This window comes from Spiroplasma endosymbiont of Virgichneumon dumeticola, assembly GCF_964264745.1.
Lineage (GTDB): Bacteria > Bacillota_I > Bacilli_A > Mycoplasmatales > VBWQ01 > Spiroplasma_E.
The window spans coordinates 566810-581561 of sequence record NZ_OZ183478.1; the positions used below are offsets into that span (position 1 = coordinate 566810).

At 24.5% G+C, this 14752-nt stretch carries 18 protein-coding genes; 1 reads left to right on the forward strand and 17 read right to left on the reverse strand.

Annotation, left to right across the window (positions count from 1 at the left end; genetic code table 4):
* Positions 1 to 22 precede the first annotated feature (22 nt).
* From ACFEL4_RS03620 to ACFEL4_RS03630, 3 genes are read right to left on the reverse strand one after another with little or no spacing between them, the layout of a single operon-like run.
* Complete coding sequence (locus ACFEL4_RS03620) at positions 23 to 2020, reverse strand: hypothetical protein (protein ID WP_375318149.1); 1998 nt, start codon at positions 2018 to 2020, stop codon at positions 23 to 25.
* Positions 2004 to 2786: a hypothetical protein gene (locus ACFEL4_RS03625; protein ID WP_375318150.1), complete on the reverse strand. Its 783-nt coding sequence runs from the start codon at positions 2784 to 2786 to the stop codon at positions 2004 to 2006. Before ACFEL4_RS03625 ends, ACFEL4_RS03620 begins: the two co-directional genes overlap by 17 nt.
* A 5-nt stretch (positions 2787 to 2791) precedes the next feature.
* Positions 2792 to 3139 (reverse strand): hypothetical protein, encoded by a 348-nt coding sequence (locus tag ACFEL4_RS03630; RefSeq protein WP_375318151.1) that lies wholly within the window; start codon positions 3137 to 3139, stop codon positions 2792 to 2794.
* A gap of 18 nt (positions 3140 to 3157) precedes the next feature.
* Between ACFEL4_RS03630 and ACFEL4_RS03635 the strand changes: the two genes are divergently transcribed.
* Entirely contained in the window at positions 3158 to 3979 is an 822-nt protein-coding gene (locus tag ACFEL4_RS03635; RefSeq protein ID WP_375318152.1) for an IS1595 family transposase, read from the forward strand.
* Positions 3980 to 4019: 40 nt separating this feature from the next.
* Here the strand turns inward: ACFEL4_RS03635 and ACFEL4_RS03640 are convergent, their stop codons facing one another.
* From ACFEL4_RS03640 to ACFEL4_RS03705, 14 genes are all read right to left on the reverse strand, one after another.
* Complete coding sequence (locus ACFEL4_RS03640) at positions 4020 to 4931, reverse strand: hypothetical protein (protein WP_375318153.1); 912 nt, start codon at positions 4929 to 4931, stop codon at positions 4020 to 4022.
* Between the two features lie 4 nt (positions 4932 to 4935).
* Positions 4936 to 5382, reverse strand: a complete 447-nt coding sequence (locus tag ACFEL4_RS03645; RefSeq protein WP_375318154.1) for a hypothetical protein — start codon at positions 5380 to 5382, stop codon at positions 4936 to 4938.
* Positions 5383 to 5400: 18 nt separating this feature from the next.
* Positions 5401 to 8265, reverse strand: coding sequence for a hypothetical protein (locus ACFEL4_RS03650; RefSeq protein WP_375318155.1), 2865 nt, complete (start codon positions 8263 to 8265; stop codon positions 5401 to 5403).
* Complete coding sequence (locus ACFEL4_RS03655) at positions 8228 to 9025, reverse strand: hypothetical protein (RefSeq protein ID WP_375318156.1); 798 nt, start codon at positions 9023 to 9025, stop codon at positions 8228 to 8230. Before ACFEL4_RS03655 ends, ACFEL4_RS03650 begins: the two co-directional genes overlap by 38 nt.
* Positions 9026 to 9320: 295 nt before the next feature.
* Positions 9321 to 9536: a hypothetical protein gene (locus ACFEL4_RS03660; RefSeq protein WP_375318157.1), complete on the reverse strand. Its 216-nt coding sequence runs from the start codon at positions 9534 to 9536 to the stop codon at positions 9321 to 9323.
* A gap of 3 nt (positions 9537 to 9539) precedes the next feature.
* Positions 9540 to 10892 carry a phage terminase large subunit gene (locus ACFEL4_RS03665; protein ID WP_375318158.1) on the reverse strand — a complete coding sequence of 451 codons (1353 nt, stop codon included), beginning with the start codon at positions 10890 to 10892 and terminating at the stop codon, positions 9540 to 9542.
* The gene (locus ACFEL4_RS03670; protein ID WP_375318159.1) at positions 10886 to 11275 is read right to left on the reverse strand and encodes a terminase small subunit; all 390 of its coding nucleotides are present in this window, start codon (positions 11273 to 11275) and stop codon (positions 10886 to 10888) included. The genes ACFEL4_RS03665 and ACFEL4_RS03670 overlap by 7 nt, the downstream gene beginning before the upstream one ends.
* 142 nt (positions 11276 to 11417) lie before the next feature.
* Positions 11418 to 11681 carry a hypothetical protein gene (locus ACFEL4_RS03675; RefSeq protein ID WP_375318160.1) on the reverse strand — a complete coding sequence of 88 codons (264 nt, stop codon included), beginning with the start codon at positions 11679 to 11681 and terminating at the stop codon, positions 11418 to 11420.
* A gap of 42 nt (positions 11682 to 11723) precedes the next feature.
* On the reverse strand, positions 11724 to 12158 hold the full coding sequence (locus ACFEL4_RS03680; RefSeq protein WP_375318161.1) for a hypothetical protein: 435 nt from the start codon (positions 12156 to 12158) through the stop codon (positions 11724 to 11726).
* Between the two features lie 212 nt (positions 12159 to 12370).
* The gene (locus ACFEL4_RS03685) at positions 12371 to 12679 is read right to left on the reverse strand and encodes a hypothetical protein (RefSeq protein WP_375318162.1); all 309 of its coding nucleotides are present in this window, start codon (positions 12677 to 12679) and stop codon (positions 12371 to 12373) included.
* The gene (locus ACFEL4_RS03690) at positions 12655 to 12918 is read right to left on the reverse strand and encodes a hypothetical protein (RefSeq protein ID WP_375318163.1); all 264 of its coding nucleotides are present in this window, start codon (positions 12916 to 12918) and stop codon (positions 12655 to 12657) included. Before ACFEL4_RS03690 ends, ACFEL4_RS03685 begins: the two co-directional genes overlap by 25 nt.
* 35 nt (positions 12919 to 12953) lie before the next feature.
* Entirely contained in the window at positions 12954 to 13187 is a 234-nt protein-coding gene (locus ACFEL4_RS03695; RefSeq protein WP_375317763.1) for a hypothetical protein, read from the reverse strand.
* A 2-nt stretch (positions 13188 to 13189) separates the two neighbouring features.
* On the reverse strand, positions 13190 to 13483 hold the full coding sequence (locus tag ACFEL4_RS03700; protein WP_375317083.1) for a hypothetical protein: 294 nt from the start codon (positions 13481 to 13483) through the stop codon (positions 13190 to 13192).
* Positions 13484 to 13487: 4 nt separating this feature from the next.
* Complete coding sequence (locus ACFEL4_RS03705) at positions 13488 to 13910, reverse strand: hypothetical protein (RefSeq protein ID WP_375317084.1); 423 nt, start codon at positions 13908 to 13910, stop codon at positions 13488 to 13490.
* Positions 13911 to 14752 lie beyond the last annotated feature (842 nt).

Below are 14752 nucleotides of genomic sequence, written 5' to 3' on the forward strand. Positions count from 1 at the left end.
CATAATATTATTCCTGTAATTCTTATAATTTTCATAAATTACACCACGGTGTTCCAGCATATAAACTAACTCCATTATTTTTAATATACATAGGCATTACAGATAACATCATATTAAAAATACCTAATATAAAAGAATCTTTATTATCTTGATAATAAAATTCTTTTATTTCATGTGTACCTTTCCCAATATTAGTAATTAAATCTCTAGTAAGTCCATTATAGAATACTCGATAATATTTATTATTTTTTAAATTATAATTAATTGTTACTAAATCAGTACTAACTGCTACTTCTTTTCATTGTGGAACACTTGGGTTAGGAGGATTTGGTGTTGGATTATCTTTTAATTCAATATCTCAACAATTGTCTTCTATTTCATTAGTTTCTAAACTTTTTGAATTAATTTTAATTGGTTTATCTATATTAATTATACTTGGTGAAGTAATATCTAATGTATTACTAGTGATTTTATAAGTATTTTCTTTTAATTCTTCTTCTAATGAATATATTTTACCTTCATCATCATTAAATCTATCCATTGCAATAGCATTTGAAATAACTACTAAATCAACATAAGCTTCAGTAATTCTTTTACCACTAATTCCTTTAAAAAAACTAGCTAATACAGCACCTTCACCTTGTCATAAAAATTGCATATATATAATTGGACTTTTTTCTACATTTTTTCAACAATAACCAACTCTATATAAATTATTTACTTTAAAATCATAATTAATTTTAATGTTACTTTCTTTTGTACCAACATTTTTTCATTTAATAACATTTAAAGATTTTATTTTTTCATCAACATATTTTTTATTTGGAATATCATTATCATCTGTTACTGAAGGACCACTTTTATTTTTATAAATTAATGTTCTATTTCCAACATTTATAACATCATTAAATAATCTTGTAGTACTATCTTTATCATCTTTATTATTAAAAATTTTATCTTGTAAATTCTCTATTTTATCTTGTTTTTTATCTAATAATTTATTTGTTTCTTCTTTTTTATAATAATCAGTTAAATCAGTTTTACCACCAGTAGCACTAATAGTATTAGTTTCTTTATTAATAGTTATATTAGTACCAGCAATTAACTTATTTTGTAATTTATCATCTGCATATTTTTTAGGTAATAAAGTAGCAGTAGTATATTGTTCAAAATTAAATGCTCAATGTGGTTTGTCTACTTCACTAACATATCTATAATCAATATGTTTTCATAAAACATTTTGATTAGTAATATCATTTAATATTTGTGAAATATCACGATTATCTTTATTAGTAAATATTCTTTCTTCAATTTTATTACTAATATCACTATTAACTATATGAGTTTCTTTATCATAAGTAATATCAATAGTTTCTTTTGGACTTTTAAATTCAGGTAAATTTCCACCACCAGTACTATTAATTTTTAATTTAGGTATAGTATCACTAACATCTTGAATTGTTATACCAGTACCAGCAATAATTCCTTGTTTTCGTAAAAATGTTTTATTTCCAGAATCTCAAGTAATTACTCTTGTATCACTTTCATCAAAAATACTAGGTGTATTAAAATTATCTTTATTACATGATATATTACTAGATATTGCTTTTCTTGGTGTATGTAAATTTGCTTGTTGTAATAAATTATATACTTCCATTAAAACGTAATCTGGTTCACTTGGTGGACTAATACTACTTGATAAACCATTACCACTAATAGATACAGAACTTCTTAAAAACCCCATTCCATCAGTTAAATAATGAATAGTTAATCTTGCTGTTGCTCTTTTAACTAATTGTTTTTGAGTTTCATTAAGATTTTTAAATTCTGTTAATTCAATTTGATTACCAGTAATTGTATTAATTCTTTCACTACTAATAGCAATTGCCATTACTGTTAAATCAGTTTTATTAGTATCAGTTGTAGTTTGGTCTGCATCTGGAATAAAACCATATATAGTTTTTAAATCATCTTTAATAATATAATTTAAATTTACATTTCAATTATTTTTGTTTTCCATAATCTTTATACCTTTCATATCCTTGTACTGCTTGTGATTTATTAACTACACCAATAACTGATTTATATTTCTTTTGTTGAATTACTTTTTTACCTATATTTTTAGAATTTCTACGTGCTAAGTATTCTTTATCTTCTTTATCTAATCCACCATGATAATATTGTCTTATCAGTACTGAATTAGCCCCAGTACCATAAGCACCAGTTGCTTTACACATATCAATTCACATTTCTTTTGATATCATAAAATAATCATATGATTTACTTAAATTAGTTCTATATGTTAATGTAGCAATACCATAAGTACTAGATTGTTGTTGTACTACTGGTGTTAATATACCACCAGCAAGAGCAGAACTTGAAAGATTTACATAAACTCCAATCATACTGTCATAATCTTCTTGTGTTAAAGAATTCATTATTATTTCTTTACCTTTATCCATTAATGACTTACCATTTAAATATTGTTTTTGAATATGTTGTAATTTAGCAATATTATTATTAGTAATATGTGTCATTATTTTTTTATGAATTACTGGTAAATTTGTTAATTTTTGTAAACCTTGTTGAAATTCAGTTAATTCTTTTTGTGATTTCCCATGTCCTAATACTTTTGACATTAATTGATTTTTTAATATTCCGGCTGGATTTTTTAAAAAAGCATTAAATAATGAACTATTTTTTTTAAGTTTTTCTATATATTCAGCAGTTTGTACATCACTAACAGCAGTTTCTAATATTATTCTTAAAAGTAAGATAATAGGCATTTAAATTACTTCTTTGTAAATGTTACTTGTAAAGAACCATCATATAAAGTTTTACCTTCTACATTAGCACTTGTTACTGTTAAATTAGAATAATTAGTATTACCTTTAACATAATTTGGATTTTTAGTAATAACTGCTTTTTCTACTTCATCTGCAGTTGGTGTTGCTCCAGCCATATCAATTTTTCCTAAATTAGTAAATTCAATTGCTGTTGCAATATCAATACTTGAAGTAACTGTAAATCCTTTAACTAAATCTGGTCTTAATGCTTTACCTTCACTTACTAAAAATTTATGATAATTTCTAACATTACCATTAGTTTGTAAAATAAAAGTACGGACTTCTCCCCACATGTACTTGTGGAGGAAACAATGAAATTGAATGAGTTCAATAATACTTTTCAAACTGAAAAACAATGTCTTGCATATATAGCAAGTTTGAAACAAAGCAAATGTATTAGGTGTTCTAGTTTTAATTTGAATACTTCTAATTTAAGAAAAATGAGATGTTTGAAATGTCATCAAACATTCAGTATTCTCACGGGCACTATATTTTCAAAGTCACAAACACCTTTAATATCTTGGTTTTATCTCATCTTTAGATGAATAAACACCAAACATGGAATTCCATCAACTGATGTTGCAAAAGAATTGGGAGTGACCTTGAAAACAGCTTGAAGAATGGGTCATAAAATCCGAAGTGCCATTGCTAAACAAGAACCTCAATTCATTGTTGAGGGCATAGTGCAAATGGATGAAATGTATCTTTCAAATATGGGTTTTAAAAAACAAGGAAGATCCTTGTTGAACAAAACCTTGATTGTTGGTATTTATGAAAAAACAACCAACAATCTGATTGTGAAAGTATTGAAAAACGCAAACAGTAAAAATCTTTTGCAGTTTGCAATAAACCACATTTCTTCAAAGTGTGATGTACATACTGATTCTTGAAAAGGATATCGCGATTTGAAATCGGTTTTCACTAAGCATGAAACAGTTAACCATCAAGATGGCTATGTTTCAAAAACTGGTGTAAATACCAACCAAATTGAGTCAGTATGAAAACATATACGAAGAACATTTAAAACACATATCAAAGTTGCAAAACATCATATTCATTTATATGCAAAAGAAGCTGCATATAAATTCAATAACATACCTAGTTTTGAAACTGTAATGCTATGTTTAATTTAAAAATGTGGGGAGAAGTCCGTAGATAGGCTTTTCTCAGCATTTATGTGATAAAATTTAAAAATAGTACATAAAGGGAGAAAAGCCTAAAAGTATTATCTTGACCACGATTAAATGGAAATGCTAATGCTTCTTTATGTACTAATACAGCATCACAGCCTAAAAAATTAAATCCTTCTTTTTTATCAATTACTCCTGTTGGATAATTTCTACCTAATCATGGACATTCTACAATTTTAATACCACCAATTTCTACAATTTTACCATCTTTTAATGATTGACTTGCACTATCACTACCTAATGTAGTAGTTGCTAATAATACTAATGGTTTAAAAAAACTAGATACTCATAAAGTATAATCTTCTTCATATGTACCAATATATTCATCATTAATACGTGCTTTTAATGTTGCTAATGTATTTGATATTTTTAATCATAATAACATTCTATAATCATCTATTTTTGGATTACTTGGTAAAGCAATATTAATAATGCCATTCTCTTTTGCTGTTTTAACTCCTAATGCTAATAATTTAGCAACTAAATATATCTCTACTGATTTTGCTTTTCCATCAATTCAGCCACTAACATAACTATCAGCAATAGTAATAGCACCTTCTTCAAATTTTGCACCATATCTTTTCATGTCTAATGTTTCATATTCAAATTCAATTTGTTTACTTTTATCTAAAAGAATTTGTACAGTTCTAATTGCTGTTACATCATTTGCACCTGCACCTGATGAATAATCATCTGTAATATTACGTTTTGTAACATTATAAATAGCAGTACCTGAATCTAATTGTTCTCTATTTTCGGTTGTAGCATTAATTAATGATACTCTTTTTGATAATAAAACTTTTAAATTTTTAATATATTTAACACTTAAATCTGCTTTGCCACTAACAGTACTAGGGTCATTAATTGTTGTTGATTGTGTTGTAATAATTGCCATATTTTTAACCTACCATTCCTAATTTATTTGTTGCAATTTCATTTGATGTATCTTCTTTAAATTTATCTTTAACATTTAAAGAATTACTAATATTTGTATCTTTAGTTTTATTAAATAAATGTGGAAAATCTTTATTTAAATTTGATAATTCTTCATCAATATCTTCTTTATCACCAAGATATTTTTTTAATAAATTAATATTTTCTTGCGATAAATCATATTTTTTATAACTTTCTGTATGTCTAATTTCTCTATCTTTATCAGTTTTTTCTTTAAATAATTCTTTATATTTTGTTTCTAATTCTTTATATTTATCTTCTAAAGTTGGTTCTTTAGTTTCTTCAATTACTTCAGGTTTTTCTTCTTCTTTAAGTTCCTGAATTTCTTCTTGTTCTTTTTTTGTTTCTTCTTCCATATCTATACCTTCTTTCTTTTCATTTTCATTTAACATAAATTCATCACCACCTTTCTATGTTGAACTTTTTGGATTAATTACCAATGATTTAGTTTGTAAATTTCAATTAGCAGAATGAATTTGACTTGCAATATCTGTATATTCAATATCAAATGTCGCTATAAATTGATAAGTAATAGTTATAATATTTGGACGTGCTGGATTTGTAGTATTATTAAATGCAATAATTTTAAATCAAACTGAACTTGGTAATGTATAACCACTAGTTGGACTATCATTTGTTCAAATTAAATTATTTACATAAGTTAAATTTATTAATGAACTAGGATTTAAAGTTGCGCTTTGACTTGGTAATAAAGTTGGAGTAATAGTATTATTTATATTAAAAAGTCAATTATCATTAGCATCACTATGACCACCTGAATTATTATTATATTCATTATTATTATCAAAAAATGAACCATTTAAACGTGGATTAATTGAAGCAAGTTGATTTAAAGAAATTGTTATTGGTGTAAAATAATTTTTAGAATTTGTATAAGTACTATGAACATTATTATAACGTCATATAGCATTTACTGTTAATGAAAAATTAAAAGTTAAACTTTCATAATCTTCTTTAAAACGTAAAATTGAAGTATAACCATAATCTAAAATATCTATTGTAATAGTTCTAGTAAAATTATCAAAACTACCAGCTGCACCTTGTCTTTTTCTCATTTCATATAAATTTTCTTGACCTTCATTTGGTGCTGAACCATTAATATTATTAACAATTCCATATTTACTTTGATTACTTAAATCAATAAATATTGGGTGCGCTCTTTCAATTAATGGTGGTGGAATTATTGCTTTTGGAAAATTAAAAGGTGTATCAAATTTAAAAGTATTATTTGCTAATAAAAATGTATTTTGAATTAATCTACTATTATTACTTGCTTTACCTACTGTTTGATAAGTACCACTTCAAATTGCAAAATTATCATTAACAGCACCATTTCTATTATCAGGCATTGAATAAAATGTTATTTTAAAATTACTTTTACCAACTACTTTAATATCAATCATATCAATTGCTCATTTTACTATATTTTTATTTGTAAAATCTGGTGCTTGTAATAAAGGTTTGTCAACATCTGCTATTGGAAGTAAATTAATTAAATTTTTATTTATAGGTTCTATTTGCCCTAAATTAACTGTTTCTTGGTCAATATTAGAGATTAATGATTGACTATTAATATCAAACCTTGCCATTGTCATTTTATCGGTTAAATTAAATGTAAATGATGTCATATGACTTGCTGTACCTAATACTGATTGAATAGTATCTGGTGTATCATTTCTAAATACATCTAATGGAATTAATGCAGGATTAGTACTTTGTGAACTATAAAGTAAAGTTGTATAAAAACTATATAATTCAGCAGATATTAAACCATTAATATAAGGAAATTGTGGTATTAATAAATTACTTGATAATTTAGCACCAATATCTAAACCACCCACAAAAGCATTCATAAATGACCCAAATATTGGTATAGTATTAAGATTAATTTTAATTGTTTCTCGTTCTGTTAAAGGTATTTCGTTTAAAGGATTATATATAAAATAATGCATTGCATTAATAGTATTTAATTGTTTAAATTTATTATTATTCATATTATAATGAGTATTGCCAATAAATTTTTTAGTATTTTTATTATAATATTGAAAATAAGGATTACCTGCTGTTGCATAATTATAATCTTCAATTTCTGCACTATTTAAAAAGTTATCATCTCAATAATTTACTAATCTTTTAGAAACATCAACTTTATTAGTATTTTTAGTTTTATTGACATTAGTTTTTAAATGTCCTTCATAATGTTTAAGCGCTCCATCATCATAATTTGGAGCAATTACTTTTTGTCAATCTTGATAACTATCCATAACTGATTGACCTTGAACAGTTAATATATAATTTGTTTCAGGTAATGCTTGAAAACTTATAGGGTCATATGTTGAACATTGATATTGTCATGGAAATAATAGTTTAGTTGGAAATTGTTGAAATTTATGTTGTTTAATATTATCAGGATTATGGTCAATATCTCTACCCCATAAAGCAATACTAATTGGTTTTACTGAACCATAAAAAGAGATTTGACAATGAGTAACTGGTAATGGTGTTAAATAATTACTATCTAAAATAATATTATTATTTTCATCTAAAGTTGGTAATGCTACAGGGTCACCTGGTGCGCCTAATTGTACATATTGATTAATTGCTAAACCACTTGTTGCTAATTTATCATTTAATGAACTAAAAGTACATTGAATAAAAGCAAGTTCTTTATTTTCATTATTATAAGTTTTACTAGCAACTTCAAGAATATATCATTGTCTATCAACTTTATAAGTATTATCAGTATTTTTAACTTTATTAACTTCTGGTATCATATATAATTTATATAAATTTGAAACAATATTATTAATAAAATCAAAATTCTTTTCTTCATTTGGAATATTAATAACTACATTTTTAATTGCTTGTTCTTGAATAAATGCATTATTTGCGGGAGTTGCTGAATAAGTAATACCTAATTGGTCTGATAATATATTCCCATAAAATACATCACCAACTTGTAATTGCTTATATTTAATATCACCACTTATATTTATTGGTTTATAAGAATGGTCTCAAACTGCTTGTATTGCTTCTCTACCAGTAAAGATTTTACTAAATGATGTATAGTCATTAGGAATACTAGTTGGGGGTTTATAACCTGTTTCTGTTGAATTTATAGCACCTAAAATAATAGTAAATGGACATATACGAAATTGTAAATCTTTATTTTGTGTAAAATCTTTTTCAATTTCACCTGTACTTTTTCAAACAGTTTTAATTAATTGATGATTTATTTTCGGTATCATTCCCATTTTTAGTTTCTCCATCAACATCTTTTACTAATTGATTATTAAATTTAATTTCTTCTTTTTGATATTTTCTATTTTCATCAATAATTTGTTCTGCTTCTTCTTCACTTACACCATATCTTTTTACAATAATACGTTTAATATTAGTAATTCCTAATCTTAATTCTACTTCATCAATTTCTAATGATTTTAATCTATCTGTAATAGTATTTTCTTTAATTTCAAATGTTCATTTAGATTTATCACCATCTAATCCCATTAATAAAAAACATCTTTGAAATATTTCATTTCAATCACTTTGATTTAAAGTACGTTTAATTCTTGTAGTTTCCATATCTCTTGAATTAGTAATTAATACTTCTGCTTCTGTTTTTTGACTTGTAGTATCATTTACTGGACTATATCCAGCCCCTTCAAATGCTTTATCAATAATAAATTGTATAAATTCACCATATTTATCTAATATTGGATTACCTTGAATTATTGCTATTGGTGGTGTACCACTAGTACTTCCCATACTTCTTAAATTTGCTTGTAAAATAAATTTACCTATTAATTTCTTTAAATCAAAAGCAGTTTTAGATTGATTTATTTCTTGTTCAGTAATATCTAAAAATACACGAGTAATATTAAATTCAAGTTCATGGTCAATACTTTCAAAGGTTTTATTTAATAATTTTTGTAAATCTTTAATAGGTGTTGTATCTGGATAATAATCACCAACTACTCCACCAAAGAAATTCTTTTTAGGTAAATTTTGCATAAATTTAACTGGTATAATACCTAAATTATGATTTTCTATTAATGGTAATTGTAAATCTTTACTTATTTTTTCTTGTAAACCATCTAAAGTAACTGTATCACTAGTAAAATATCTTATGATTTGATTTTGAGTATATGTTGTTTTAACATATATACTTTGGTCATCATATTGTAATCTTGACCATGTACTTGCACTATATTCAGTTTCTAATACTCTTGCTACTCTTGATTGAGCATATGGTTGAGCAAAATTTAAAGATATTCTTCCAGTTTTAGTTTTATCAATTTGAGTAATACTATAACCATAAGCAGAATTTAATATGACAATCTTGATAAAATAATGAATCTAAATTATTTCATTGTTTTAATTTTTCAATTGCTTGTTTATATTCTTGATGTTCACTTGTTAAAGTATAACCATTACCCCAAAGTAATTTAGAAGCATGATTAGCAATCATTTCTGTTAAATTAAGCATACATCACTTTGATGTTAATATTTCTGTATTACTCATATGTTATTTCCTTTCAAAATAAGGATTTATATTTGCACTTAAATTTCTAATATATGGTTCAATAGCATAATCAAATGCATCACGTAAATGGTCATTCCCTGCTAATGGTATTTGTTTAATACTTTTAGGGTCTCAAACAGCAAGTCTAAATTCATCTAATAATAATTGTGCTTGAATACTTATATTTAAGCGTTCTGTTGCCATTAAAGCAATGTTTTTACCAATTCTAAACTCAAGTCTTAATTTCACACAATCTTTAAAATAAAGCCATGTATGAACCTTATATTTAATTGCTGTATCATTTAACATTTCAATAAAAGTATAATTACTAAAATCACAATATACAGTTAAACCATATTCATATAATAAGTTATAATCTTTTGCTAATTTAATATAAAATTCAACTACTAATCTTGCTAATTGTTTATTATCATATCTAACTAATTTATTTTCTATTTTTAAACAATCAATAACATTTACAAATTTAAAATCATAATCAAATCCTAATAATACACATGCCATAGCATCATCTTTAAAACCATAATCTAAACCTGCACTAAATCTATAACTAGGTTGTAATAATCTACTAATTTTATGAATAAGATGTGAATATATACCCCCACTTTCATAACCTACTAAACCATGACTTCTAACTCTTGCACTAATAGGGTCTAATTTTTCTATTTCTAATAATTGATATTTATCACTATCTTCTAAATAAGTATTTAATTTTCAATTTTGATAATGATAAATAGTATTATCAATAATAGTAAATTGTTCATATTCATTAATAATTTGCTTTTCATTTTGGGGAGAAGCATTTATAGTTTTTTTAATAAATTCATTTAAAATACTTCAAGGATTACAACTTTCTATTTCTAATAATTGTTTTGCACCACGAATAGCATCTTTTAAATCTTGATAATCATTTTCAGTAATTTCATATCTTTCATCACTTCATATAATTACATAATCATATAAATAATTACTGGCTAAACCAGTTAATTTAACATTACTATTATCTTGTGCATGTAAATATTTACAAGTTATTTTACTACCATTAAATTCAATAGTTTTTTTAGTTTCACTAATAATAAAATCAATTGTTGGATATGTTGCTTTAATAATTTGTTTTAATTCTTGTCAACTATCATTTAATTGTTTTGACATATTACGAATTAAATAAGCATGTACTTTAATATTATCTAACATTAATAAAATACCTAAGAATTCAATATCACTAAATGTTTTACCTGATTTACGTGAACCTAATTGTTTAATTTTAGTAATATTTAAAGATTTTTTTAAATACATTCTTTTAGCAATATCTAATAAATAACCAAAATTATTTAACATTTATTTTTACCTTTATTTTCTAAACTAATTGCTATAGGGGCGACGTTATCGTTACTTTTTATATCAATTTTTGTAGATAAATGATATTTATTAACATATGCTCTCTCTAAATATCATGATGAAGTATTTGCATTTGAAGTTAAATATCTTTGTAAATTTAAATGTTCAATTTGAGAATGTGCTCAATTAATTTGTTGTAAAAAAGTATTTCTTTTCTTTTGTTTTCAAGTTCTAATAGTACTTTCAGTTATATCTAAATAAATTAACATACCTAATTTTGTAGGAATTTCTTTATTAGTTTCACAATGAGTAAAATAATTTACTAATTCTTGTTTTAATACTTTTGCATCATTAAAAATTGTTCTTAATTTTTCATTTTGCACATAAAAATCTCCTTAATTTTGTTTTAAAATACAAAAATTTATGATATACTTAATATAACTTTTAAGTTAGGTCTGACAACAATAACTTATAAAACTTTATTAAATAGTTCATATATTTATTTCTTTAATTTTTATAATTATATTATATCACAAAATTATAATTAAGGGTTAGCATTTTCCCTTGCAGAAGAAATCTATTATCAATATCATTATTAATTAATCTTGCTGTTTCATTAGTAAATGATGTTTCTTGCATTTCTCTATCATGATTTGTTTCTATCGGTAATAAACTATGTGTAATTTCACTTGCACCAGCAATAATAGTAGGAATAGCACTTGCATTATCAAAACCATTATTAATACCAATAGCAACACCAATTGATATTAAACATCCACCATTTGCCATATTTACTACTTTACGAATAGTTTCAAATTTATTAGGTATTAACTATGTAATTCCTGCTATAAGATTTGAAATACCATAAGCATTTAATGAAATATAAGTATCTCAATCCATTCAATTATTAAGATTATTATTTTCATTCACCATTAATGGTCATGGTGGTGTTTCTGTGGTAGTAGTTGGAATTGGAGTTGGATTAATATTATTTTCTATTCATTTAGTATAATTTGCTAACCCAATTGTTCCTAAACCTAATAATATTTTTTTAGAACTATTAATTAGTTTAGTTTTAGAAGAAGGTCTTTGATTTAAATTTCATATATCTAAACCTAATTTTTTACCAAATAATAAACTATTAATTGAACCTAATATTGGATTACCTATTAATTGTCCATAATAAGCACTAGTTCCAATCATTGCTGAAATTGGACTTATACCTGTTCTAATTAATTTAGTTAAAGTATAATTATTTGTTTCCATATTTATTCTCCTTTTATAAATTTAAATTTCATATTTCTCATTATTTACTCCTTATTTTCTCTTCTTTTATTTTTTTCAATTTTTAACTATACATTTTAATTTAGTTTTCATTTTCTTTTTTCCTTTAGTCTAATTTTTCTCAATTTTTAGAGTTTCTACATTCACAATGTATATAGTCATTTTCACATTCATTACATCAATATACTGTCATTTTATTTCACTTCCTTATTCAAATAATATCAACCAATTAATAAACTTTCTGCTTGGTCATGGTCATTAATTTCAATATTTCAATTATTTTGTTTAATTAATCAATTTGCTATTTCTAATGATAATTCTTTATCTCAAGCACGTGGACCAATTCCTATTCAATCAAACTTAATAATATCTTCATTAATACTTTTACTTCATCAACTTTTTCATTCACTTGGACTTATTAACATATCTTTTGTTAATAATTTATTAAATTGTCCAGCTATAAATCCCCTTAAATGATCTAATGTTTCTTTACCACGACCCATTTTGGATTAAATATACCACGTTCAATTACTAAATATAAACTATAATCTGTTTTATCATCAATTAAACCTAAATTATTAGTTTGACATTGTAGAAAAACTATATTAATAAAATCAGTAAAATAATGATAATCTTTTTTAGAAAAATTAAGACTAGTTATTAATATTGGTTTTTTATTTTCTCATAATGTAAACCCAGTATTTTTCATACTTGGATTAATTGAAAGTAAATAATTAGTCATATTTTTAACCTCCCATTCCTATTTTTCTGTATTATTTAAGTTTGTTTTTTAATTCAAACTTTGACTCATCCTTGATAGACTTCATTATCACCAACTATTAAAGCAACATTATCTTCGGGGTCAGAAATAACTATATGTTTTGATTTAACATTAGGATATTTCATCAGGATAATTGCTCTAATATCATTATGTGTATGAAGTGCCTGCGGAGATGGTGATAATATTTCAATCTCATCTTTATTTCCAAATAAAGTAGGTAGTATAATCATATTTATTCCTTTCATTTTTTAAATCATTTAACATTAATGGAACAAAATGCACGATTTTTTGGAATATTTAAAGTATTAAAGATTTGTCCAGTTACCATAATTTCATCATTTTTGTTTAATAAAATACATCGTTTATAAAATTTGGGATTATTAAAAATTAAGGTAACATAGTTTAATCCATTTCATTGAGCACGAACAGTATAATATAATTCTTTATTAACTTTCTCATGATATTTTGCTTCTATACTGTTACTAAGTTTTACTGTTAATTTAATGTAATTCACTTTATCTTTCATTTTTTTAGTTCCTTAAATAATATTGAATGTGCTTATAAGCATCTTGTTCATGTTTTGTAAATTTTATATTTCCATTATAATTTTCTATTTTATTTTTGTTTTTTGGTTCACTTTCTTGATAATCTCAATTCATTACATCTTGAATTAATACCATTAAAGCACCAATAATTTTCGGTGTTGCTAGGGGATTAGTTAATAATTGTTTTGAATTTAAAAAGAAATTTTCTACAATAACTAAGATTTTTTTATTTTCAAAATGTTGTTTAATTATTAAAAAGTATTCTTTAAATAGATTTTTACTTTCTAGAACAGTTTTTGTTTTAAATGTTTCATTAAAAATAATATTATTAGTTTCGCTTGAATATATAACAATTCCATTATTACCAATTCCTGCGGGGTCAATTCCGATAATTAAGTCATATTGCATTAATCAAATTAACCTCTAAGAATTGTTTTAATAATTTCTAAATAACAATTACCTCAACAGTATTTACATTATTCAATAAATTCTTTATGTCCACAAACTAAATTATCTTTTTGTAAAATATCAATATGTTTAATTAATCCTATTTTATATTCAATAATTTTATTTTCCATTATTTATTATCCTTTCATTAAAATTCAATTCTATAACACTAATATTATTAATTTTTGCTAGGAAAATTGGCCTCGTAAATAATTTGAAAATTTTAAAAAACATTAAGGCATTTGATTCAATTTTTAATAACTTGCATTTAGCAAGTTATATTTATATTGAACCAGCCCTGCTTAATTTTTTTACAAGTTTAAAAATTATTTTCTCGGCCACAAAATTTTTTTAAATTTACCACCAACACCTACCAAACAACCGCTCACTGGGGGTGGCGGTATTGGTGTTGGTGAAATTAAGAACTAATACAGTACGTCCCCCAAAACGGGTCTATATACACTAGTTGCCAATCCGCTCCCACCCCAAGGATTACCATTATTCATGGTTAGTATATTTTATTAGGTATCACTCCACTTTTTATTTTTACATGCAAGTCCACATGCTAGCCACTATTTTGAACAACTGTGTTATGGTTCACTATTTTATGTCCCTAGCACGTGTTGATAATAGTACTAAAGACGGTTATAAAATTTGCAAATCTTACAATTACAAAAAAAGACGATACTTATTTCTCGTCTTTTGTGCTAATTGTATTTTAATAAAAAAGGAATTGAGTCTTTTAAAGATAAATTATTGATAATAGAATAATGACTACGGAAGTTTGTTACGCCCCCAAACAA